We start from the raw sequence: 22084 nt of genomic DNA, 5'->3' as shown, positions 1-22084 counted from the left end.
CGAGGAGGAGTGCGGACTCTTCTTCGGTACTGCCTTGGGTGTCAGAGCTGTCCTGGTCGAGTTCGGGGGGCCGCGGTCGCGTCCTGCCTCGGATTCGTCCTCATCGGCATGCTCCAGGCGCTCTACGGCCCAGCGGTGCCGGGTCTGCGCGAGGACTTCGGTCTCTCCCCCGCGGGCGCCGGCCTCGGCCTGAGCCTGCACTTCACGGGCGGTGTCGCCGGTGTACTTGCCTTCAACGCGATCCACTCCCGGATCAGCAACAGGGTGCTGCTGGCGGCGAGTTACGGCCTGATGGCGCTGGGCGCCGCGGGCTTCGCCCTCGCCCCCGACTGGCCCCTCGCACTCGCCTCCGCCTTCCTCGGCGGTCTCGGCTTCGGCGGCATCGACTACGGCCTCAACCAGCTCTTCGCCATCGGCTTCGGCGGCCGCTCCACCGCCATGCTGAACATCCTCAACGCCCACTTCGGCATCGGGGCGGTGCTCGGTCCGGCGGTCGTGGCATGGCTGGGCCCGGACGAGTACGGGTACGCCTTCGGGGCGTGCGCGCTGCTGGCGGCGCTGCTGGTGCCCCTGGGCTCAAGTGGCGTACGCACGAAGGAAACCGATCCACCGGCAACTCCTGAGCGGGGCGGCCTCGGGCTCTCCCGCGTCCTGCTCGGCTTCCTCCTCCTCTACATCCTCAACGTCGGTGTGGAGGCGGGCGTCGGCGGCTGGGAACCCACCCATCTGGAGACCGTCGGATTCAGTGCGACCGTGGCCGCCTCGGCGACCTCGGTGTACTGGCTGATGATGACGGCGGGCCGTTTCCTCGTCGTACCGATCACCCTGAAGTACTCCCCCGAACGCATCCTCACGATCTGCGCGGCCGGCATGACCGTGTGCCTGCTGCTGGCACGTGTAAAAGGAGTGGCGCCGGTGGCGTACGCGGGTGTTGGGTTGTTCATCGCGCCGGTCTTTCCGACCGGACTGCCCTGGCTGAACAGGGCGCTCCCTCAGGCGAGGCGTGCCGGTGCCTGGGTCATCGCCGCGTCGATGATCGGTGGAGTGGCGGCTCCCCCGCTGCTGGGGGTGGGCATCGAGGCCTCGGGCATCCATGCGGTCCCCTGGCTGCTGACCGCGCTCTCCGCCGCCTCGCTCGCGGCGACGGTCTGGTTGATCCGACTCACCCGGAGGTTCGTCGATTGATCGGCAGCATCGAGGTGCGCGGCCTGTCCCGCACCTTCAACACCACGATCCGCCGCCCCGGTTTCACGGGCGCGCTCAGATCCCTGGTCAATCCGGAGCGGGTCGTCAAGCACGCCGTGTCCGACATCAGCTTCGACGTGGCCCCGGGCGAACTCCTCGCCCTGCTCGGTCCGAACGGCGCCGGCAAGTCCACGACCATCAAGATCCTCACCGGCATCCTCACGCCGACCTCCGGCGAGGCCCGGGTCGCGGGCGTGGTGCCGTACGAGGAGCGGGAGCGCAACGCCCGTAACATCGGGGCGGTGTTCGGGCAGCGCACCCAGTTGTGGTGGGACCTGCCGGTCAAGGAGTCGTTCGCGATCCTGCGGGACATCTACGACGTGCCGAAGGCCGAACACGCCGCCCGCCTCAAGGAGTTCGACGAGATTCTCGAACTGTCGGCCTTCTGGGACACCCGGGTCCGCCATCTCTCCCTCGGCCAGCGCGTCCGCTGCGACCTGGCGGCCGCGCTGCTGCACGACCCGATGGTCGTCTTCCTCGACGAGCCGACCATCGGCATGGACGTGGTGGTCAAGGAGCAGGTGCGGGAGTTCCTCCGGCATCAGGTCGAACAGCGCGGCCGTACGGTCCTGTTGACCACGCACGACATGACGGAGGTCGAACGGCTCGCCGAGCGGGTCGTGCTCATCAACCACGGGCGGCTCGTGCTCGACGGCACACTCGACGAGATCCGCCGCAAGTACGGCTCGACCTGGCAGGTGCGGGCCACGCTCGCCGACGCGCACACCGACGTCGTACCGCCGCCCGGCATCACGGTGCTGCGGCAGGACGGTCCGCAGGTGGTGTTCGGGCCGGACGGCGCCGAGGCGCCGACGGTCCACCAGGCGCTCAAGGCGGTCATCGAGCGGTACGAGGTGACGGGCGTCGCCATCGACGAGGCGGACCTGGAGGACGTGATGCGGGCCGCGTACGTCCACGCGGGGCCGGCCGGGGAAGGGGCCTGAGATGGCCGTCCTGCATGCCTGGCGCGCCGCCCGCGTCACCCCGCTCGGCGAGCTGCACGCCCCGCCCCGGATGACGGCCGTCCTGGTCCGGCTGGTCGTCCAGGTGGTGCTGGTCGCGTCACTGTGGAGCGGCCTGTACGCGAACACGAGTTCGTCGGCCGGCATGAGCCGCGAGCAGGCGATCACGTACGCCGTGCTGGCCGTACTCGCTTCCCGGCTACGGGAGTTGGACCAGTACGCGGGCCGGGACACGGTCATCCAGCACATGCACTTCGGCACCATCGTCTACTGGTACCTGCGCCCACTGCCGCCCGCCCGCTACCACGCGCTGCGCGCCCTCGGCGAGCAGGTCTACGGGGCCGCGTGGGCGCTCGCCGGATACGCGGTGTGTCTCGCGGTCGGGGTCGTCGAGCCACCCAGGTCGGCCGCCGTGGCGGGGGTGTTCGTGGTCAGTCTGCTGCTCGGGCAGCTGGTCCTGTACCACGTCATGCTGCTGCTGGACCAGATGTGTTTCTGGACGGTGCGCAACAGCGCGGCGATGCTGATCCTGATCTTCGCGCAGAACCTGATGTCCGGGGTGTACGCCCCGCTGTGGTTCTTCCCCGAGTGGTTCCGGACGCTGAGCACCTTCCTGCCGTTCCAGGCGACGCTCAACGTACCGCTGTCGCTGTACGTGGGACGCATCCGACTCTCCGACGCGGGCGAGCAGCTGGCGATCCAGGCCGGCTGGGTCGTGCTGCTCCACCTGTTCACCCGGTTCCTGTGGCGGCGGGCCGCCCGCCGTGTCATCTCCCAAGGAGGCTGAGGGCGTTGAATGCCGTCCGGACCGCGTGGCGCATCACGCGTCTCAACTTCCGCTCCCAGCTGGAGTACCGCACCGAGTTCCTGCTGATGGTCGCGATCGGCGCGATCTGGCAGGTGTCGGTGATCGTGTTCGCGACCGTGCTGCTGACCCGGTTCACCGGGATGGGCGGCTGGGACAGCTCGGAGGTGCTGCTGATCCCGGCGACGCGCATGCTGGCGCACGGGCTGTTCGTTCTGGTCCTGGGCCGGATGCACGGCATCGGCCGGTTCATCCAGGAGGGGCAGATCGACGTCTATCTGCTGCGGCCCATGCCGGTCCACCGGCAGGTGCAGCTGCAGTACTTCCCCACCAACGCGATCGGAGACCTGACCGTGGCCACGGGTCTGATGGTCGGCGCTCTGTCCCGAAGCCACCTCGACTGGAACGCCGGGCGCATCACGTATCTCATCCTCTGCCTCATCGGCGGCATGCTGCTGGAAGCCGCCCTGTTCACCGCGGTGGCCGGCGCCTCCCTGCGCTTCCCGACCGCCGACTACTGGAGCCGCTGGCTGGAGGAGCTGCTGGGCACCTTCGGCAGCTACCCGCTCAACGTCCTGCCCAAGGCGGTGGGCGGCTTCCTCACCTTCGGCCTCCCGCTGGCGTTCGTCGCCTACTTCCCCGCCGCGGTACTGACCGGGCACGGGCACGACACGGGCGTACCGTACTGGCTGGCCGCGTCGTCACCGCTGCTCGGGGTGGTCGCGTACCTGGCCGCGAGGCTCCTCTGGCGCTGGAGTCTGAGCCACTACACGGGAGTGAACGGGTAACGGAGCGTTTGCCCGCCCGAACTGGCGGTTTCAGCAAGCGAGTTGACGCGGAAATCCGGTCAGGAACGGTTTCCCGACCGCCCTATCGGCGTGAACAGCGCCGTCACCGCGATCAGTACGCAACAGCCGCCCGCCACCAGGCCCACCGGTGCCGTCCCCTGTCGTTCCGCCGCCCAGGTGAGGGCGGCCGCGCCGATGGGGGCCGCCGAGTACTGGAGGGTCCAGAAGGCCGAGGTGACCCGGCCGAGGAGCGGCTCGGGGGTGATCTCCTGGCGCAGGGACATCGAGCAGGTGCCCGCGATGCCCACGCAGGCCAGGAAGGCCGCGCTCAGGGCGGCGACCACGGGGACGTCGCTCGCCCAGCCGAGGCCGGCGAAGGACAGACCGCTGACCGCGGTCGCACTCGTCCAGGTGCGGCCGAAGCCGAGGCGGCGACGGATGCGGGCGACCAGCAGTGAGCCGACGATCGTGCCGAGGGCGCCGCAGGCCATGACGGTGCCGACCGTGCCGTCGTCGTGGCCGAGGTCGTGCTTGAGGTGGTAGATGACCAGGTCGATCAGGCCGAGGGTGAGGAAGCTGAAGACGAAGAGGAGGGCGGTGAGGGAGCGGAGGACCGGATGGCTGTGGAGGAAAGCGATTCCCGTGCGCAGGTCCTGCCAGAGGCCGGTCCCGTGCGGTGAGCCGGCGTCGTCCGCGGGGCGGGGGCGGAGGCGGACGAGGAGCATGCAGGCCGCCGAGATGCCGAAACTCGCCGCGTCCACGCCGACCGCGGCGGCCGGGCCCGCCCACGCCGCCATCAGCCCCGCGCACACCGGGCCGAGTACTCCCGCCGCGGCGGCGGTCGCGTTGAGGCGGCCGTTGGCCTCGGTGAGCCGGTCGGTGGCGACCAGGCTGCGGACGACGGTGACATAGCCGACGGCGAAGAACATGCCGACGGCCTCGCACAGCGGCAGCACGACGTACAGCAGCCAGATCTGCGGGGAGAACAGCCAGACGACCGGGACCAGGCCGTACAGCACCATCCGTACGAGGTCGCACGCGATCAGCAGCCTGCGGCGGTTCGCCCGGTCCACCACGGCACCCGCGAACACCGCCGCCAGCACCGAGGCGGCCCCGCCCACCGCCGTCAGCAGACCCATGCGCGCGAGCGAGCCCGTCGCCTGCAGGACCAGCAGGGGCAGTGCGATCAGGGCGAAGGAGTCGCCGAGGACGGAGAGGGTCTGAGCTCCCCAGAAGATGCCGAAGTCCCGTTGCCGCCACAGGGGTTGGGCGGTGGTGCGGGTGGTGTCGTGACTGCGGCCGCCGTCCTTCTGCGTCTCGTACGACACCTGCGCCTCCCCCGAATCCGCGGCAACCTTACGTCCCCCGGCGGCGACTGGCGACTGAGATATCCCCGCACCCGCGACCCCCGCATCTCCCCCGCTACGAGGAGCACCCGTGCCGGACACCCCGCGGCCCCACCGCCGCCGTCGCCTCTTCCGCCCCCTCCCGCTCGCCGCCGCGGGCGCTCTGGTCGCCGCGGCGGCCGTAGCTCTCCCCCAGCTCACCCCGGACGCCTCCGCCGCGACCACCCTGCGCGGATACGCCGACGGACGCGGCGTGAAGATCGGCGCGGCCGTCGGTGACACCCCGCTCGGCTCCGACTCGTCGTACACCACCGTCCTGGACCGGGAGTTCAACTCGGTGACGGCGGAGAACGCGATGAAGTGGGACGCGGTCGAGCCGACCCGGGGCAGCTTCAACTGGGCAGCCGCCGACCGGCTGGTCGCGCATGCGCAGGCCCACCACCAGGGTGTACGGGGCCACACCCTCGTCTGGTACGCGCAGTTGCCGTCCTGGCTGAAGAACGGCAACTTCTCGGCGTCCGAACTGAACTCGATCCTCAAAAGCCATATCGACACCGAGGTCGGCCGGTACAAGGGCAAGGTGTACGCCTGGGACGTGGTCAACGAGGCGTTCAACGACGACGGTTCGATGCGCGGCTCGCTGTGGCAGACGAAGCTCGGGACCGGTTACATCGCAAGCGCCCTGAAGTGGGCCCACGCGGCCGACCCGGCGGCCAAGTTGTACATCAACGACTACAACATCGAGGGGACGGGGGCGAAGAGCAATGCCCTGTACGCGCTGGCCAAGCAACTCCTCGCGAACGGCGTGCCGTTGAACGGCATCGGCTTCCAGTCGCACTTCGTCGTGGGCGGGGTGCCGTCGAGCATGAAGGCCAACCTCAAGCGCTTCTCCGACCTGGGCCTGGAGGTGTCCGTCACGGAGCTCGACATCCGCATCCCGCTGCCCGCGTCCGCCGCCGAACTCGCCCAGCAGTCCACCGACTACAAGACGGCGAGCGAGAACTGCCTGGGCGTGGCGCGCTGCGCCGGAATCACGACCTGGGGCATCACTGACAAGTACTCGTGGGTGCCGGGTACGTTCAGCGGATACGGGGCCGCGCTGCCGTACGACGAGAACTACGCGGCGAAGCCCGCGTACACCGGACTGTCGAACGGACTCAATCCGAAGGTCTGAGGGCATTCGCTCCGCATCCCGCGCAAACGGGACTCCGGATTCGCCTGTCCGAAGGGGCGACAGAACCCCCTGCTAGGGTGCGCCGATGTCATCGATCAAGCAGTTCCAAGTCACCTTCGACTGCGCGGAACCTGAGCGCGTCGCTCGCTTTTGGTGCGAGGTGCTGGGGTACGTCGTAGCGCCTCCGCCGGCGGGGTTCGCCACTTGGGACGATTTCGATCGCTCGCGGCCGGCTGAGGATCAGGGTTCCTGGTTCGCCTGTAGTGATCCCACGGGTGTTGGCCCGCGACTGTTCTTTCAGCGCGTTCCCGAAGGCAAGTTCGTCAAGAATCGGGTTCACCTCGACGTGCGGGTCGGCACCGGGCTCGTGGGGGAAGAGCGCCTGGCCGCGCTCGAGGCCGAGTGCGCACGCCTGGTCGCGCTCGGCGCGGTACGCGTGCGGCTGCTGTACGACGGCAACGATTCCTGTATCGGGATGCAGGACATCGAGGGCAACGAGTTCTGTCTCGACTGAGCATCTCCCGAGACGACGGGGCAGGGAGCCGTTGAGGGTGGTCGAGCAGGCCAGGCCGGCGCGGAGCACGGGGTGGCGGAGGACGTAGGCGAGTCCTTCGCGGGCGCCGGGCAGCAACGAGTGCCGTGCACCGCCCAGTTGGCCGGTGGGCGGCGGCGCGTCGGCCGCGACACCCCGGAGCACCCCGTGCGGCGGTGCGCGGGCGATGGACGGGACCCGGAGCACATACGGGCGCGGGTCGGCGAGCTCGGCCGCGCAGTCCGCACCGATCGGCCGGTCCACACAGATCGGCTGAGCACCCTTCTCGGCTGAGCACCCTTCACTCCGGCGCGGGCAGACCGACCAGACCCGTGGACCGCATGATGCGGTCCACGGACTCGTCCAGGGAACTGCCGGCACCGATCACGGTTTCCTCTCCACCCGGCAGCAGATCGAGTGCCCGGTACCAGGACCGCAGTTCCACTTCCCCGAACTCGGCCGCCTGCGGCTTGGTGGCGTGTCGGACGAGGGTCTCCTCGAACGGGACGTCCAGGTAGTAACCGTGTGTCGGGCCACAGTGGTCGGCGCGCAGACGAGCCAGCATGTCCCCGTAGTGATCGGCGTACAGCACGCCCTCGATGACGACGTGGTAACCGGTGTCCAGGGCGTATCGGGCGACCGTGTCGATCAGACCGATGTTGGCCGCGCCCGGGCGGTCGCGTTCGCGGAGGACGACGCGGCGCAGATTGTCCTGGCCGACGAGGGCCAAGCCTCTGCCGAACCTGTCCCTGATCCCGGCCGCGATCGACGACTTGCCGAAGGCACTGTTTCCGCGCAGGACGATCAGTCTGGTCTGTTCTGTGCCCACCATCACGCGGCCACGTTATCCGCTCGCCAACAGAAACCTGGGCAGGCTAGTTTCTTTCCTAGAGCTCCTAGGAAGGACCCGGATCACCATGGCCAGAGCCGGTCTCACCCCCGACCGCATCACCGCGGCCGCCGCCGACCTCGCCGACGAGGTCGGATTCGAGAACGTCACGCTCTCCGCCCTGGCCCGCCACTTCGGCGTCAAGGACGCGAGCCTGTACTCGCACGTCCGCAATCTGCAGGACCTGCGCACGAGGATGGCGTTCCTGGCCGGCGGCGAGCTGATCGACCGCATCGCGACCGCGGTGGCCGGCCGGGCGGGCAAGGACGCGCTGGCCGCGTTCGCCGGCGCCTACCGGGAGTTCGCGCTGGAGCGGCCGGGTCGGTACGCCGCCACCCAGATCCGTGTCGACCAGTCCCTCATCACCGACTCCCCCGAGATGCGCCGCACCGCCGAGATCACCTACGGCATGCTCCGCGCCTACGGCCTGGAGGAGCCCGACCTCACCGACGCCGTCCGCCTGCTGCGCAGCACCTTCCACGGCTACTGCGCCCTCGAGGCGACCGGCGGCTTCGGCGCCCCGCGTGAGGTGCAGCGGTCCTGGGAGAAAGCGGTCGAGGCACTGCACATCGCCCTGGAACACTGGCCACGGGAAGGAACCCACGACCATGACTGAACAACTTCACTACGACGTGCGAGGCAGCGGACCCGTCCTGCTGATCATCCCTGGGGGCGCCGGGCACCCGGTGGGGCTCGGCCCCGTGACCGAGGCGCTCGCCGACCGCTTCACCGTCGTCACCCACGATCCGCTGGGCCTCGGCCACGGGCGCCTCGGACAGCCCGTCGCCGACCAGCGGCCGCAGGACTGGAGCGACGGCGCGGCGCGGGTGCTCGAAGAGGTGCTTCCGCAGGGGGAGTCGGCCTACGTCCTCGGAATCAGCGCCGGCGGGATCGCCGCGCTCGACCTGCTCGTCCGGCACCCGGAGCGGCTGCGGCACATCGTCGCGCACGAGCCGCCGTGTGTGGGCGTGCTGCCCGACGGGGCACGGCAGCAGGCGAAGTTCCGCGAGGTGTACGACACTTACCGCGCCGCCGGACTACAGGCGGCCGGCGAGCGGATGAGCGCCCTGCTGGCCGGGCGCGAGCCGGACGAGCCCATCGGGGCACAACCACCGTCCGCCGATGAGGAGTTGAGCACTCCCATGGCCATCTTCCTGGCCCGTGTCCTGCCGCGCTTTTCCACGTACACACCCGCCCCTGACGCTCTTGCCGCCGCCCCCGCCCGTCTCGCCCTCACCGCAGGTTCCGACTCCCGTGGTCAACTCCTCCACCGCACCGCCGAGTTCCTCGCCGAACGCTCCGACAGCTCCTTCGTCGAGTTCCCCGGCGGACATCTCGGCGTCCTGGAACACCCCGTCGCCTACGCCGAGCGACTCACGCAGACGCTGGTCCCACTCGCCGACCCACGAGCCCCGCTGCCCGGCTAGCCGCGGCCTGCACCTCGCGCTCGACCACGACGAGCAACCTCGTCGTACGACGGTGCCGGGCCCGTGGGTGTCCGCCCGGCCCGGATGTCCGCAACCGTCTCCAGAGCCGCGCCCAACGCCCGCCGGTACAGCAGCGAGCCGAGGCTGACGCGGTGCACGCCGAGGTCGGCGAGGTGGGAAAGGGTGGGGCCGGTGGGTGAGTAGAGAATATTGAGAGGGACGCGGACGTGCCGGACGAGGACGGCGATCGTCCCGGGGTCGGTGAGACCGGGGACGAACACGCCGTCGGCACCGGCCTGTTGACAGGCGTCGAGCCGCCGCAGAGTCTCGCTCACGCTCTCGCCTCTGCTCCTGTCCCCCGACCAGTACGTGTCCGTGCGTGCGTTGACGAAGAGGTCGGGCGCGGCGGACTTGACGGCGGCGATCTTCGCCATGTGTCGCTCGACTGGTCCGACGCCGTCCTCCAGGTTGATCCCGACGGCGCCGACCGCCGACAGCTCCCGCGCGAACTCGCCCACCTCGTCCGGATCTTCGCTGAAGCCACCCTCCGCGTCGACGGACAGCAGGAAGGGCCCGGCGCCCAGCGCCCGGGCGAGGCGGAGGGTCTCGTCGCGGGTCGCGGAGGCGCCGTCGGGCAGTCCGACAGCCGCGGCGACACCGAGGCTGGTCGTCCCGATCGCGTGAAATCCCTGTGCGGCGAGGGCGGTTGCGGAGGCGTGGTCCCAGGCGTTGGGCAGGAGCAGGGGGTGCTCGGTGTGGTGAAGGTCGGCGAACGCCGTCATGAGAGATCCCCCACGGCGTCGGCGTAGTACGTGGATCCCCTGAGATGCAGGGCGAGTTCGCGGAAGCTCCAGCCTTCACCCGGCGAGTGGTCGAGCTGCTCGTCGGTGAGCGCGCCGAGGCGGTGGGCCCAGATACGGGCGAGACGGGTGAGCCGACTGCGGGCCTCGTCGAGGTCCTCCTGGGTGAAGGGCGCGAGGTCGGCCTCGGTGGTGGTGGCCGAGGCGTGCCACCGGTCGGGCTGCGGCTCCTCGCCGGCCAGTCGTGCCTCCAGCTCCGCCAGGTGGTCGATCAGATGGTCGGCGACGCGGCGGACGGCCTTGTGCGGGGTGTGGACACGGTCGTCGACGTGGGCGGGCTTCCCGTCCCAGGCGGTCCAGGTGGCGGCGAGGGCGAGGACGTGGTCCACCATGCCGGTGACGGCCTGGGAAAGGGTTTCCCGCACGGGCCGGGCAGGGGTTTCCTGCGGGTTGTCGGTCATACCGGCACGGTAGGCGCGTGTTGCTTCGGTGCCGACCGAACTGTGCGGGGAGGGAATCGGTTTCCGGGGCCGACTCAGTTCCCCCGCTCCGCCGCACTCCGCTCCACACAGAACTCGTTGCCCTCCGGGTCGGCGAGAACGGCCCAGCCCGTGCCGTCCGGATTGCGGCGGTCGTCGACCAGTGTGGCGCCGAGGGCGAGCACGCGGTCCACCTCCTCGTCGCGGGTGCGGTCCTGCGGCTGGAGATCGAAGTGGACGCGGTTCTTGACGGACTTGGGCTCCGGCACGGTGACGAACAGGAGACCGGCGCCGACGATCATTGCCTCGGGATCTCCCGGCTTGTCATCGTCGTGCAGGGGATGTCCGAGTACCCCGGACCAGAAGCTCCCGAGGGCGTAGGCATCGGCCGAGTCGATCGTCACATGGCGGATGGCAGAAGTCATGCGCGCGATTGTCGTGAGCCACGTCACGGGCGGCAACCTTTTTACGGCCCGCGTCGACCTGGGGGCATGACAACCGCAAGACGCACGACGTCTCACCGCCGGGTCCGGGTCGCCCGTAAGCCCCTGATCGCCGGACTCGCCGCGACCGCCGCGCTGATCGGCGCCTGGTACGCCACCGCCGGCGCCTCGACGACCACGGCGGGCGACCTCGCGGTCTCCACCACCTCGGTGAGCCTGTCGGCCAAGTTCCCCTACCTGTCCACCGGTTACAACAACACGCGCGAGTGGACCCGGACGGCGACAGCCGTCGCCCCGAACGGCACCCTGCGGGTGGCCTGGCCGGCCTCGGACGGCATCCATGTCACGCCGCTGACCTCGGCCGGGAAGCGCTCGGGCGCGGACACGATCGTCAAGGGCGCCAAGGAGGTCGGCGGTCTGGTCGCGCACAACGACGGCTTCGCGCTGCTCACCCGAGTCGCCGACACCAACAAGTGGCACGACACGGCGGCCGCGCTCGTGCGTTACACCAACGGCAAGCAGAGCTGGCGTACAAAACTCACCGGAACCGCTTCCCACGACACGTCCCCGACGCTCGACGGCCAGCTCACCTGGAACGGCTCCAAGTACGGCGCGTACTTCGTCGTGCACGGCGCGGGCGGCTTCGCCGACGGGCACTACGGCGACAAGCTGTCGTACATCAGCGGCAAGGGCTCGAAGCTGAGCGGCGGTTGGAGCTGGGGCTGCAGCCACAACGAGGGCATCGCGCTGCACGCCGAGAAGACCGGCGCCTTCACCTCCCTCTGCTTCGACGACTGGCGGTCGGGCCTGTTCGTGTCGACGGGCATCGGCGCGCCGGACGTGGCGCCGGTGGTGCAGCGCGAGCAGTGCTGGGCGGGGTACTGCGGCGGTACGTTCCCCGGCCGCTCCGGCGACCTGGTGCGGTCGTCGGCCGGCCGTTACGCAACCGCTTTCGCCTCCCGTGGCGCCGCCTCCGCCAAGAAGAACCCGGACGACTCCTCGGGCCGCGGCTGGACCGTCACTCCGAAGACCAGCACCCACCAGGTGGCGGTCGCCTTCCTCAAGAACCGCAACTCTGGCCCCGGCAAGGCGATTTACCTCTCCAACACCAAGGGCACCGAACACGTCGACGTCCACCTGGCGCCGTACGGCAAGGACCGGCTCCTGCTCTCCTGGGAGTCCCTGAAGAACGCCAAGTGCAACGCCGGGACCTGTACCGGCACGTTCACGGGAACGCATCTGCGGCTCATCGACTGGAACGGAAAGTTCCAGAGTGCGGACAAGGTGGTCCAGGCCCGGATCACGGGTGACATAGCGGTCCTCAAGGACGGGACGCTGACCTGGGCGTACGTCCCGGTGACACCGTCGTACGCGTCCCCGCTGAACGGGGCCTCGCCGACCTCGAAGACACTGAGGATCGCCCGGCTCACGCCTTGATGAAGGCGACCGAGCCAGGACAGCCGCTCGGCCATCCGGCGCAGCACCTCCACGGGGAGCGCGGGATGGCCGGCGGCGGCGCCTGCCGCGGCGACCGGCCGGACGCCGTCCTCGTCGGACGTGACCGACACCAGAACGTCTCCGTCCGGCGACACGGTGACCGACTCCGTCCCCCTCGTCACGATGCTCTATCCTGCCGGGCGCGATTCCTCCACGACGATCTCGGCCCCGAACGCCCCCAGCAGAACCCGCACCTCGGGCCCCGCACTCCAGTGCACGGTCAACTCCCGCGCTCCGTCCGCCCGCACCCTCACCGTCTCCCCGAGCGGCACCGCCTCCGCCTCCCCGGTGAGTCGAGCCAGCGCGACGAAGAGCGTGTCACCGTGGCCGGTCGCTCCGGTCAGCGCCTCCGACAATCCGACGGCCGGCAGCAGTTCGGACCGTACGCCCTCCGCCGCCGCCCACCCGGTCACCCGCACCGCCGTCCCCGGCGGTGCCCCCGCCACCAGATGCACGCGCACCTCCACGGCCCCGCGCGCCAGCACCACACTCGTCACCCGTGCGCCTCCGCCCGCCGTGTGCCGGGAGGCCACCCACCCCTCCCCCGCGCCCAACGGCTCGATCCCCGTCCGGCTCGGATCGTCCCCGACGATCACGCTGTTGTCGTACGACGACGAAGGCTCCGTCACCGTCGAGTACGCGAGTCGCGTGTAGTACGGGTCGTAACGGACGTCCTCGCTGCCGTGGTTGTGCAGCCGGACCACGCCGTCCGAACTCGTGGACTGCAACAGCCAGTTGGGCGGCCCGACAGGCGTGACCGCGTCCCCGCGCCCGGTCGGTCCGGGTTCCTCCGTCGCCGTCCACACCGGGTGGTCCGCCGGCAGAAGCAGGCCGAGGAAGCCCTTGCTGGCCCAGTAGGGGGAAGCTGGACCCGAATAGCCTTGCAGGACCGCGGAGTTGGGACCGTGCCAGCCGAGGGTCAGCAACCCGTGCTCGTCCACCGCGCACCGCTCCAGGAAGTACTTCAGCGCCCCGGACGCCAACCGCCGTGTCTCCCCCGGCGACAGCGGTGTACGCCCGGACAGCGCGCCCAGCCACAGCGGGGCCGTCGTCGCGAAGCGGTAGGTGAGCGAGCGACCCTGGTGCATGGGCGCGCCGTCACCGCCGAACAGAAGGGCGTAGTCCTGCAGATGGCGCGAGAGCCGGCCGCCGTAGAGGTCCAGCAGCTGCTCGTCGTCGGCCAGCCAGGCGTGCAGCACCGGGTAGAGGTGCATCGCCCAGCCGTTGTAGTAGTCGAACTTGCGGCCGTCGCCGTCCGTGTACCAGCCGTCGCCGACGTACCAGTCCTCGATCCGCTCCAGGCCGTGGTCGATCGCCTTGCGGCACGCCTCTGTCTCGTAACCGATCTCCTGGAGGAATCCGCCGACCGTGACCGGGAACAACTCCCAGTTGCAGGGCCAGGCTTCGGCGGTCAGCCCGTCGCCGAGCCAGGCCGCCGCCCGCTGTCGTACGCCGTCGTCCAGCCGATCCCACAGCAGCGGGCGCGTCAGCCGGAGCGCCACGGCGATCGACGCCGCCTCGACGAGCGGTTGGCTGCGGTCCTCGATACGGGGCCAGATACCGGTTACACCGGCCGTGAGACCCTCGGCGTAGCGCTCCAGCGCCGTCTCGTCGCGGCGGAAGGCGGCGAGGAGCAGCGTCCGGGCGTAGCCCTCCAGACCGTCGGAGAGCCGGCCGGACCAGCTCTGGCGGTCTCCGGGGAAGTGGTAGAGCGCACCGCCCTCCGTCGCGTACGGCTCGACCGCGGCGAGCAGGGCGTCGGCCGCCGCTTCCCAGTGGGCTCGGGTGTAACCGGTGTACGGGCTCACGGTGTGGTCGGCGGGGGGCAGGTGCATGGCTCTCTTTTCAGCGGGTGTTTCTGCGGGCGTCGGTCCCATGGCCGGGCCTGCGGGCGTGGGTACAGGCCTGGGGCGCCCCGGTTCCGGTCGGGACGCCCCAGGGGCTCATTCCACCCGCACCAGGCCCTCGGGCACCAGGTGCCGTGCGACGAGTTCGTCGCGTACCAGGCCCGCGTACACGGTGGCGCCGTGCACGGAGGTGTGGGTGTTGTCCTTCTTCTCGTTGTAGAGATAAATCGCCTTGGAGCCCTCCACACCGAGGGCCTCCACCAACGCCTTCGTCCGCGCCGTCAGGTCGATCAGCGGAACGTCCTCCGCGGCCGCGACCGAGCGGATGACAGCAGGATGGTCCACACCGAGACCGTTTACCAGCAGCGCGGTGTTGTTGTTCAAGGTGCCGTCGGCATTGAACCACCGACGGACGATCGGCGTCACCAGGACGGGCCGACCGCCCTTCTCCCGCACCCCTGCCACCAGGGTCTCCAGATTGGCGCGGTATGTCGCCTCATCGGTGGTCTTGTCGTTGTGCGCCAGCTGGATGAGGACCAGGTCGCCGGGGCGGATCAGGGGTTGCACCGTGCCCCACAGCTGCGGGTTCCCCAGATAGGTGACCGTACTCTCCCCGGAGTCGGCGTAGTTGGCGACGGACAGGCCCTTGCGGAGGAACTGCGGAAGTTGCTGGCCCCAGCCGGAGTACGGGTCGGCCGGTTGGTCGCAGACCGTGGAGTCGCCGATCAGGAGGATCTGGTGGGTGATGGAGGTCCCGCCGCGCGAGTTCGTCCGATCGTGCGGGAGGGCGGGCGTGACGCGGATGTCCGCGAGCGCGGGGGCCGAGCCGCCAATGACGAGATCCAGACCGGGAGTTCCGTCCGGGCCGGTCGGTTCGCCCTCCGGCGTGCGGACGTTGACCGTGAAGCTGCGGGCGACGCGCCGGCCGGCCGCGGCGGGCGTCTCCGGGAGCAGGGACCGCCGGGTCTCGCCGCTGATGGCGGTGCTGGAGTCGGTCTCGCCCCCGAGAAGGACTTTGACGTCATAGGTGCCGGGCGGGACGTCGAAGTGGCAGGCGGTGGCGGTGCAGTTCTCGATGCCGAGGGGGCGAGGTCCCTCGTGCGCCTGGGCCGGTGCCGCGATCAGGCCGGCGCTCAGGGTCAGCGCCGCCAGGACGGCGAGGTTGAAACGTCTCATTCGCGAATCCCTCCGGGGAGACGGCAGGACGACAGGGCCTGGCGGCTGGACCGTACCCCTATTGGCAAGCGCTTTCTAGCCTCTCGACCAATTTCACAAGATTGCCAACCTCTGGCGAGCGAAAGCCCTTTCGCGAAATCGATTCAACTGTCACTCTCACAACCACTCGCACCCCCACGGCTTCCGAAGGAGGCACCCCCATGTCCGACACCCCGAACAGACCGGTCGGCCGCCGCACCTTCGTCCTCGGCTCCGCGGCCGCCGCCGGCACGGCCGCGCTCGCCGGCCCCCTCGCCCCGTCCGCGTCCGCCGCGAGCTTCGGCTGGAGCGACGACGGCTCGAACTACGTCGTCGACACCGGCGCCAGTCTGGTCTTCAAGGTCAGCAAGTCCAACGGCGACCTGACCTCGCTGGTCTACAAGGGCACGGAGTACCAGGGCTACGGCGGCAAGAACTCGCACATCGAATCGGGCCTCGGCACCTCGACGGTGACGATCGGTCAGTCGGGATCGACGATCCTGATATCGGTTGCGTACGGCACGCTCAAGCACTACTACGCGGCCCGCAGCGGCGAGAACAACGTCTACCTGTGGACCAACAAGGCCGACGACTCGGTTTCCGCAACCCGTTACATCGTGCGCGTCAACGCAGGAAAGTTCCTCAATGACGAGCCCGACTCCTACACGTACACCACCAGCACGATCGAGGCCTCGGACGTCTTCGCCAAGTCGGACGGCCAGACCCGGTCCAAGCACTACTCGAAGCACCGGGTCATCGACTACGACTACATCGGCTGGACGACCGGCAGCGTCGGCCTGTGGGTGGTCCGCTCCAACCACGAGAAGGCCTCCGGCGGCCCCTTCTACCGCTCCCTGCTGCGGCACCAGAGCGCGGACGGTGGCGGCCTGTACGAGATCCTCTACTACGGCGAGAACCAGACGGAGTCCCAGCGCTTCGGCCTCCAGGGCCCGTACGTCATCGCCTTCACGGACGGCGGCGCACCCTCGTCCTCGCTCTACCATGCCAACCTCACCACCTCCTGGGCGGATTCGCTCGGCATCTCGGGGTACGTGGCGGCGAGCGGACGCGGCAAGGTCGCCGGCGTCGGGATCACCGGGCGGGACACGTCGTACGCGTACACGGTCGGGCTCGCCAACTCTGCGGCACAGTACTGGGGTTCGGCGCGTTCGTCCGACGGCTACTTCTCCATCCCGGGTGTCCTGCCGGGGACGTACACCCTGACCGTCTTCAAGGGTGAACTCGCCGTCTACACAAGCTCGGTGACGGTCACCGCCGGCGGGACGACCACGCTCAACACCATCGCGATCCCGTCCTCCAACGACCCGAGCAACGCGAGCGCGATCTGGCGGATCAACAACTGGGACGGCACACCCGGCGGCTTCAAGAACGCGGACCTGATGACGTACGCGCATCCGTCCGACGTCCGCGCCTCCTCCTGGACCGGAAACGTCGTCATCGGCAGCGGCACGGAGACGTCCGCCTTTCCCTGCTACCTCTGGAAGGACGTCAACAGCGGCATCGTCGTCTACTTCAAGCTGACCGCCGCCCAGGCCGCCGCCGCGCACACCCTGCGCATCGGCGTGACGACGGCCTACGCCAACGGCCGGCCCCAGGTCGTCGTCAACGACACCTGGACCTCCGCCGTCCCCTCACCGCCCTCCCAGCCGAGCACCCGGTCGCTGACCGTGGGCTCGTACCGGGGCAACAACTACACGTTCACCTACAGCGTGCCGGCGTCCGCCTGGCTGACGGACACCAGCGCGTACAACACGCTGAAGATCTACGTGGCGAGCGGCTCGGGGTCGACGTCCTTCCTCAGTGCGGGCACGTCGATCGACGCGATCGACCTGCTGAGCTGACCGATGGACTGACGTAACGTCAGGTTCCGCGTGTCCACTGCTGGTTGGTCGCTCCGTTGCAGGTGTACGTGATGATCGCGGCGGAGTTGGCGGTGGACGCGCCGGACACGTCCAGGCACTCGCCGGTGGTGCGGGCCTTGATGTTCACATAGGAGCCCGAGGTGACCACCGACCACTGCTGGGTGGTGGCGCCGGTGCAGTTCTCCTGGGTGATGTTGGTGTCGTTCTCCTGCAGGCAGAGTGAGCTGCCACGGCCCATCAGCTCGTAGTAACCGGTTCCGAGGTCCTTGAACCACCACTTCTGGTTGGTGCCGCTGTTGCAGGTGTACTGGCTGACCGCGACGCCCTGCCACAGGGACTGGTTCGGTACGTCCGCACACTTGCTGCTGTGGCGGGCGATGAGCGTGTTGTAGGTGGCGCCGGTGCCGCTGATGGTGCCGGCGGCGGTGTCGATCGTGACCTCCGGGTACCAGGACATGGACATCGAGGTGGAGGACGGGAAGGTCAACGGCAGCCAGACGTAACGGGAGTCATTGACGGTGCCGCCGAAGGAGTTGCCCCAGCGGTCGCCCATGTAGAGGTACGAGGTGCCCGAGGTCCCGGTGATCGGGAGGACGTACGCCGTCTGGGAGTTGTAGGCCGTGGAGTCGCCGACGTTCGTCCAGGACGTCCAGGGGCCGGCGAGGCTGGTCGCGGTGGCGTACTGCTGCTGGTTGGCGCTCCAGCCGGTCGCACCCGAAGTCAGCATGAAATAGACGCCGTTGCGCTTGAAGAGGGCGGGTGCCTCGCGGTGACCGCCCGCCCAGGGGTTGGCGACCAGGCTGTCGATGGCGGTGTAGTCGGAGGTCAGCCGGTAGATGTGCAGGTCGTAGTTCTCGTTGGCCGCGGAGACCATGTACGCGGTGCCGTCGGTGTCCACGAAGGTCGTGATGTCCCGGGACATGTACTGGCCGAGGGGCTGGAAGCTGCCCTGGTACGTGTAGTTCTCGTCGACGGTGTCGGAGACGGCGACGGCGGCGCGGGCCTGGCTGTAGTCGACGCCGTTCTCCTTGTGCATCCACATCACGAACTTCCCGGTGGAAGCGTTGTAGATGACTTTCGGCCGCTCGATGTAGGCGGTGCCCAGCTCCGAGGCGGACGACTGGGTCAGTACGTGGTTGCGGAACTCCCAGTTCTTCAGGTCGGTGGAGCGGTAGGCGTCCACGTACTTGAAGGTGTTGTCGGAATTGCGGTCCTCGCCGAACCAGTAGTAGTACGACCCGACCTTGATGACACCGCCGCCGTGGGCGTGCACGGCGTTGCCCGATGTGTCCGTGAACTGGGTGCCGTTGGTGATGGTGTAGGCGGCCGCCTGGGCCGGTCCTGCGGTCGCGAGGGCGCCGAACAGGCCCAGACAGAGGGCGAGCAGCACCGCGTACGCACGTCTCATCTCACGCACTCTCCTTTACGGAGTCGGTCACCGTGTCGGCCACGGGGATGCCGAAGTCGGGGGTGCCGTCCGGTTTCCAGCCGAGTCTCTGGATCCGGGTGTGACGGTTGGGGTCGTTCAGGGGGTCACCGGTGATCTCCTTGTACTGTCGGGCGTGGTAGACGAGGACGTCGCTGCGGCCGTCCTCGGCGACCGTGAAGCAGTTGTGGCCGGGACCGTACTGCTTGGTGGTGTCGTTGCTGGTGAACACCGGGGTCGAGGACTTGGACCAGTTGGCGGCGTCCATGAGGTCGGCGCCCGCGTCGACCGTCAACAGGCCCATGCAGTAGTGGTAGTCGGTGGCGCTGGCCGAGTAGGACAGGAAGAGCCGGCCGTTGCGGGCGAGGACCGCTGGGCCCTCGTTGACCTTGTAGCCGACGCACTCCCAGTCGTACTCCGGTGTGGAGAGCCGGATCTGAGGGCCCGTCAGGGTCCATGGATTCTCCATCCTGGAGATCCACAGCCCGGTGTTGTTGTCCATGCCGGGTTCGTGCTGGGCCCAGACGAGGTAACGCCCACCCCGGTGGCTGAAGGTGGTGGCGTCGAGGGAGAAGGTCTCCCAGGCGGTCTTCACCTGCCCCTTCTCCACCCAAGTGCCCTTGAACGGATCGGCGTTGGCGTTCTCCAGCACCCAGATGCGGATGTCCCAGACGCTCTCGGCGGGCGCGGAGGCGAAGTAGATGTACCACTTGCCGCCGATGCGATGGATCTCCGGCGCCCAGATGTGCGCGCCCATGACGCCGGTGGTGTGCTTGGTCCAGATGACCGACTCGGCGGCGGTCGCGAGGCCGTTCAGAGTACGGGAACGGCGCAGGATGATGCGGTCGTACTCGGGGACGGTCGCCGTGAAGTAGTAGAAACCGTCTGCGTGACGGTGGATGTAGGGGTCGGCGCGCTGCCGGACCAGCGGGTTCATGAACGGGGCCGCCTTCTTCGGGCTCGGGGCGGCTTCGGCGACTGCGGGGGTCGCCGCCAGCACGCCCGCGGCCAGGACTCCTTTCAGCAGCAGTCGTCGATCGGGGACGTCGGGGGCGCGGCTCATGCGGACTGCCTCTCGGGTGGGGTGTCCTGAGAGTGATGTTCGATATTGAGAACATCTGTTGTTATTGCGAACAGCCGAAAGGTAAGGCTGGGGAACGAGGAGGTCAACGGGTTGGACGTGAGAAAAGAAGGCGCTTTCTGCGTCCTGGATTTTCTGTTATCGATCCTCGCCCCGGCCGTCTCCGATCACGTGCGCAGCCATACCCACAAGACAGCGGCCGCCGCGGGAGCCCTCGCGGCCGTGGCCGCCCTCGCCGTCGCCGCTCCCCCCGCCGCGGCGGCCGCCACCCGCGATGCCACCGCCGACGTGCTCGCCGACCGGGACGTGACGCTGACCGGCGACACCGTGGTCACCGTGCCGTCCGGGACGACGACGTACGACGGCGTCCTCCGCGGCGAGGGCACGCTCACCGTGCGCGGCGGCGGGACGCTGGTCCTCACCAGGGACAGCGACTTCACCCTGCCGAAGTCCCGGCAGCGGCAGGTGGTGAGGACGCAAGGCGGAAACCACCCGTACACGACGGTCACCAACCCCGACCCGCCGGCGATCACGGTCGAGCGAGGCACGACCCTGCAGTATGGCACGGGCGGCGGCACGGGCCTGATCGGCCACTTCCCGTACAACACGCCGGGCTACCAGCTGAACGAACTCAACATCCGGGTCGACGGCACCTTGAGGTTGTCCCTGACCCGCACCTTCAACATCGGCACCATCAGCGGCGCGGGCCTGGTCACCCAGCCGCGCAACATGTGGGGCACCCTCGACCTGGCCGGGACCCACCCCTTCTCCGGCGTCATCGACAACGGCACCGGCATGGCGGTCGGCCGCCCCGAGTACCCGGTGGCTCTGCCCCATGCGCGCGCGATCGTCAACCAGGGTTCCTGGATCATCGACACCCCGCTGTACCAGACGATCACCCTGCGCCAGAACTTCTACGAGCGTGCGTACGGCAGCGACGTCAACGTCCACACCCGCCCCGGCAGCAGGGTCGTCCTCACCGGCCAGTACAGCTACAGCGACCGTGGCGGCGACACCAGCCCCGCACTCAGCGCCTCGAACCTCAACTGGCAGCCCGTCGCCCACCAGTTGAACAAGCGCGGCACCAACATCGAGGGCGCGGACGTGCAGTGGGGCGACGGCACGACCCACCGGATCTTCATGCCGGGCACGAGGGACACCGTTTACATCAATCTGCACGAGAAGAGCGGCCGCCGCTCGAAGCTGACCTTCGACTACAACGGGCCCGTCACACTGGGCGCCCCCATCGGCGGCGGCAGATACCACGACACGCTGGCCGCGCCGGGCGCCGGGGACGTCGTCATCGCGGGAACACGCGGTAACGATGTGACCTTCGGGGCGGCGCAGTACTACGACGGTTCCACGACCGTGGAGAAGGGGGCGGTGCTGCGGCTCGGGCTCGGGTCGGGCGGTAGCGGCGACGGCTCACTGCTGACGGGGACGGACCAGCGGCGGATCGTGAACGACGGAACCCTGGTCGTACGGAATGTGACACATCCGGTGAAGCTGTCACACCTCAGCGGGACGGGGTCGTTGGTCCAGTCGGGCTCCGCGACGGCCACGCTGTCCGGGAGCGCGGTGACGTACACCGGGACGACGACCGTGAAGAAGGGCACGTTGGCACTGCGCGACGGGGCAACTCTCGTACGCAGCAAGGCGATTCGGCTGGCGGGAACGGCCGCACGGCTCGACGCGGGCTCGTCCGGCCTGCGGGTGACGACGTCACTGAGCGGCCAGGGCACGGTGCAGGGTGCGGTGACCAACGAGGGTGTGGTCACGGGCGGGTTGACGGTGTCCGGCGCGTACACGCAGAGCGCGAAGGGTGAACTGGTCCTGTCCGAACGGCCGTTGAAGGTGAAGGGTCCGGTCCGGCTGGCGGGCGACTTCGACTTCTCGGCCGCCGGGACGAAGCCGGCACAGGCGATCACGGTCCTGGAGCACACCGGCAAGTCCAGGACGACGGGCGCGTTCAAGGGCCTCAAGGAGGGCACCCACTTCGAACTCGCCGACACCACCTACCGGATCAGCTACAAGGGCGGCGACGGCAACGACGTGACGCTGACGGCGACCAGCGCGGGCCGTTCGAAGACGGTCGAGCAGAAACACACGACATCGAGCGCCGCCGCCGCAGCCCCGCGCACGGCCAACACGGCCAGCAGCGGCCTGGGTTGGTGGCCGTACGTACTGGCGGTCGGCCTGCTGATAGGCCTCCTGATCCCGGTGACGAAGCGCAGGCGTACGGGCAGACACGCAGCGAGGTGACGCG

General features: G+C 69.2%; 21 protein-coding genes. 12 read left to right on the top strand and 9 right to left on the bottom strand.

The genetic code is table 11. From position 1 onward, the window contains the following. The first annotated feature begins 108 nt into the window (after positions 1-108). From ACWC09_RS33065 to ACWC09_RS33050, 4 genes are read left to right on the top strand one after another with little or no spacing between them, the layout of a single operon-like run. Complete coding sequence (locus ACWC09_RS33065; protein ID WP_450854602.1) at positions 109-1185, top strand: MFS transporter; 1077 nt, start codon at positions 109-111, stop codon at positions 1183-1185. Beyond that, on the top strand, positions 1182-2189 hold the full coding sequence (locus tag ACWC09_RS33060; RefSeq protein ID WP_450854601.1) for an ABC transporter ATP-binding protein: 1008 nt from the start codon (positions 1182-1184) through the stop codon (positions 2187-2189). The genes ACWC09_RS33065 and ACWC09_RS33060 overlap by 4 nt, the downstream gene beginning before the upstream one ends. A gap of 1 nt (position 2190) precedes the next feature. Continuing rightward, a complete protein-coding gene (locus ACWC09_RS33055) occupies positions 2191-2994 on the top strand; it encodes an ABC transporter permease (RefSeq protein WP_450854600.1) in 804 nt (267 codons plus the stop codon). Positions 2995-2999: 5 nt separating this feature from the next. Then, on the top strand, positions 3000-3800 hold the full coding sequence (locus tag ACWC09_RS33050; RefSeq protein ID WP_450854599.1) for an ABC transporter permease: 801 nt from the start codon (positions 3000-3002) through the stop codon (positions 3798-3800). Between the two features lie 59 nt (positions 3801-3859). On the opposite strand, the gene ACWC09_RS33045 is transcribed toward ACWC09_RS33050, so the two are convergent. Beyond that, positions 3860-5128, bottom strand: coding sequence for an MFS transporter (locus ACWC09_RS33045; RefSeq protein ID WP_450854598.1), 1269 nt, complete (start codon positions 5126-5128; stop codon positions 3860-3862). Between the two features lie 109 nt (positions 5129-5237). On the opposite strand from ACWC09_RS33045, the gene ACWC09_RS33040 reads away from it, so the two are divergent. From ACWC09_RS33040 to ACWC09_RS33030, 3 genes are all read left to right on the top strand, one after another. Then, positions 5238-6320: an endo-1,4-beta-xylanase gene (locus ACWC09_RS33040; RefSeq protein WP_450854597.1), complete on the top strand. Its 1083-nt coding sequence runs from the start codon at positions 5238-5240 to the stop codon at positions 6318-6320. An 85-nt stretch (positions 6321-6405) separates the two neighbouring features. Then, a complete protein-coding gene (locus ACWC09_RS33035; protein ID WP_450854596.1) occupies positions 6406-6834 on the top strand; it encodes a VOC family protein in 429 nt (142 codons plus the stop codon). Positions 6835-6906: 72 nt separating this feature from the next. Further along, positions 6907-7146, top strand: a complete 240-nt coding sequence (locus ACWC09_RS33030; RefSeq protein ID WP_450854595.1) for a hypothetical protein — start codon at positions 6907-6909, stop codon at positions 7144-7146. A 7-nt stretch (positions 7147-7153) separates the two neighbouring features. Here the strand turns inward: ACWC09_RS33030 and ACWC09_RS33025 are convergent, their stop codons facing one another. Further along, complete coding sequence (locus ACWC09_RS33025) at positions 7154-7684, bottom strand: kinase (RefSeq protein WP_450854604.1); 531 nt, start codon at positions 7682-7684, stop codon at positions 7154-7156. Between the two features lie 85 nt (positions 7685-7769). Here ACWC09_RS33025 and ACWC09_RS33020 point away from each other — a divergent pair, with 85 nt between their 5' ends. Together ACWC09_RS33020 and ACWC09_RS33015 are read left to right on the top strand one after the other, a co-directional pair. Continuing rightward, positions 7770-8357 (top strand): TetR/AcrR family transcriptional regulator, encoded by a 588-nt coding sequence (locus ACWC09_RS33020; protein ID WP_450854594.1) that lies wholly within the window; start codon positions 7770-7772, stop codon positions 8355-8357. Further along, a complete protein-coding gene (locus ACWC09_RS33015; RefSeq protein WP_450854593.1) occupies positions 8350-9168 on the top strand; it encodes an alpha/beta fold hydrolase in 819 nt (272 codons plus the stop codon). The genes ACWC09_RS33020 and ACWC09_RS33015 overlap by 8 nt, the downstream gene beginning before the upstream one ends. Here the strand turns inward: ACWC09_RS33015 and ACWC09_RS33010 are convergent. The 3 genes from ACWC09_RS33010 to ACWC09_RS33000 all read right to left on the bottom strand — a co-directional run bounded on the left by ACWC09_RS33010 (position 9165) and on the right by ACWC09_RS33000 (position 10872). Next, positions 9165-9950, bottom strand: a complete 786-nt coding sequence (locus tag ACWC09_RS33010) for an isocitrate lyase/PEP mutase family protein (RefSeq protein WP_450854592.1) — start codon at positions 9948-9950, stop codon at positions 9165-9167. The genes ACWC09_RS33015 and ACWC09_RS33010 overlap by 4 nt on opposite strands. Beyond that, positions 9947-10429, bottom strand: coding sequence for a hypothetical protein (locus tag ACWC09_RS33005; RefSeq protein ID WP_450854591.1), 483 nt, complete (start codon positions 10427-10429; stop codon positions 9947-9949). Before ACWC09_RS33005 ends, ACWC09_RS33010 begins: the two co-directional genes overlap by 4 nt. A 74-nt stretch (positions 10430-10503) precedes the next feature. Next, complete coding sequence (locus ACWC09_RS33000; RefSeq protein ID WP_450854590.1) at positions 10504-10872, bottom strand: VOC family protein; 369 nt, start codon at positions 10870-10872, stop codon at positions 10504-10506. A gap of 66 nt (positions 10873-10938) precedes the next feature. Between ACWC09_RS33000 and ACWC09_RS32995 the strand changes: the two genes are divergently transcribed. Next, on the top strand, positions 10939-12327 hold the full coding sequence (locus ACWC09_RS32995) for a hypothetical protein (RefSeq protein ID WP_450854589.1): 1389 nt from the start codon (positions 10939-10941) through the stop codon (positions 12325-12327). 188 nt (positions 12328-12515) lie between these two features. Here the strand turns inward: ACWC09_RS32995 and ACWC09_RS32990 are convergent, their stop codons facing one another. Together ACWC09_RS32990 and ACWC09_RS32985 are read right to left on the bottom strand one after the other, a co-directional pair. Then, positions 12516-14222, bottom strand: coding sequence for a DUF2264 domain-containing protein (locus ACWC09_RS32990; RefSeq protein WP_450854588.1), 1707 nt, complete (start codon positions 14220-14222; stop codon positions 12516-12518). Between the two features lie 108 nt (positions 14223-14330). After that, entirely contained in the window at positions 14331-15410 is a 1080-nt protein-coding gene (locus ACWC09_RS32985; protein WP_450854587.1) for a rhamnogalacturonan acetylesterase, read from the bottom strand. Between the two features lie 200 nt (positions 15411-15610). Here ACWC09_RS32985 and ACWC09_RS32980 point away from each other — a divergent pair, with 200 nt between their 5' ends. Beyond that, positions 15611-17290 (top strand): rhamnogalacturonan lyase B N-terminal domain-containing protein, encoded by a 1680-nt coding sequence (locus ACWC09_RS32980; protein WP_450854586.1) that lies wholly within the window; start codon positions 15611-15613, stop codon positions 17288-17290. A 19-nt stretch (positions 17291-17309) separates the two neighbouring features. Here ACWC09_RS32980 and ACWC09_RS32975 read toward each other — a convergent pair whose 3' ends face one another. Both ACWC09_RS32975 and ACWC09_RS32970 read right to left on the bottom strand, forming a co-directional pair. Next, positions 17310-18719, bottom strand: a complete 1410-nt coding sequence (locus tag ACWC09_RS32975; RefSeq protein WP_450854585.1) for an RICIN domain-containing protein — start codon at positions 18717-18719, stop codon at positions 17310-17312. Position 18720: 1 nt separating this feature from the next. After that, on the bottom strand, positions 18721-19800 hold the full coding sequence (locus ACWC09_RS32970; RefSeq protein WP_450854584.1) for a glycoside hydrolase family 43 protein: 1080 nt from the start codon (positions 19798-19800) through the stop codon (positions 18721-18723). A gap of 189 nt (positions 19801-19989) precedes the next feature. On the opposite strand from ACWC09_RS32970, the gene ACWC09_RS32965 reads away from it, so the two are divergent. Further along, positions 19990-22080, top strand: a complete 2091-nt coding sequence (locus tag ACWC09_RS32965) for an autotransporter (RefSeq protein WP_450854583.1) — start codon at positions 19990-19992, stop codon at positions 22078-22080. The last annotated feature ends 4 nt before the right edge of the window (positions 22081-22084 follow it).

This window comes from Streptomyces sp. NPDC001617 (genome assembly GCF_053596855.1).
This window is presented reverse-complemented; position numbering and strand designations above follow the sequence as displayed.

What these genes read in the sequence shown, in the direction of transcription:
- ACWC09_RS33065 (WP_450854602.1), top strand. Translation starts at nt 109, where the DNA reads ATGCTCCAGGCGCTCTACGGCCCAGCGGTGCCGGGTCTGCGCGAGGAC.
- ACWC09_RS33055 (WP_450854600.1), top strand. Translation starts at nt 2,191, where the DNA reads ATGGCCGTCCTGCATGCCTGGCGCGCCGCCCGCGTCACCCCGCTCGGC.
- ACWC09_RS33035 (WP_450854596.1), top strand. Translation starts at nt 6,406, where the DNA reads ATGTCATCGATCAAGCAGTTCCAAGTCACCTTCGACTGCGCGGAACCT.
- ACWC09_RS33025 (WP_450854604.1), bottom strand. Translation starts at nt 7,684, where the DNA reads ATGGTGGGCACAGAACAGACCAGACTGATCGTCCTGCGCGGAAACAGT.
- ACWC09_RS33020 (WP_450854594.1), top strand. Translation starts at nt 7,770, where the DNA reads ATGGCCAGAGCCGGTCTCACCCCCGACCGCATCACCGCGGCCGCCGCC.
- ACWC09_RS33015 (WP_450854593.1), top strand. Translation starts at nt 8,350, where the DNA reads ATGACTGAACAACTTCACTACGACGTGCGAGGCAGCGGACCCGTCCTG.
- ACWC09_RS33010 (WP_450854592.1), bottom strand. Translation starts at nt 9,950, where the DNA reads ATGACGGCGTTCGCCGACCTTCACCACACCGAGCACCCCCTGCTCCTG.
- ACWC09_RS33005 (WP_450854591.1), bottom strand. Translation starts at nt 10,429, where the DNA reads ATGACCGACAACCCGCAGGAAACCCCTGCCCGGCCCGTGCGGGAAACC.
- ACWC09_RS33000 (WP_450854590.1), bottom strand. Translation starts at nt 10,872, where the DNA reads ATGACTTCTGCCATCCGCCATGTGACGATCGACTCGGCCGATGCCTAC.
- ACWC09_RS32995 (WP_450854589.1), top strand. Translation starts at nt 10,939, where the DNA reads ATGACAACCGCAAGACGCACGACGTCTCACCGCCGGGTCCGGGTCGCC.
- ACWC09_RS32990 (WP_450854588.1), bottom strand. Translation starts at nt 14,222, where the DNA reads ATGCACCTGCCCCCCGCCGACCACACCGTGAGCCCGTACACCGGTTAC.
- ACWC09_RS32985 (WP_450854587.1), bottom strand. Translation starts at nt 15,410, where the DNA reads ATGAGACGTTTCAACCTCGCCGTCCTGGCGGCGCTGACCCTGAGCGCC.
- ACWC09_RS32980 (WP_450854586.1), top strand. Translation starts at nt 15,611, where the DNA reads ATGTCCGACACCCCGAACAGACCGGTCGGCCGCCGCACCTTCGTCCTC.
- ACWC09_RS32975 (WP_450854585.1), bottom strand. Translation starts at nt 18,719, where the DNA reads ATGAGACGTGCGTACGCGGTGCTGCTCGCCCTCTGTCTGGGCCTGTTC.
- ACWC09_RS32970 (WP_450854584.1), bottom strand. Translation starts at nt 19,800, where the DNA reads ATGAGCCGCGCCCCCGACGTCCCCGATCGACGACTGCTGCTGAAAGGA.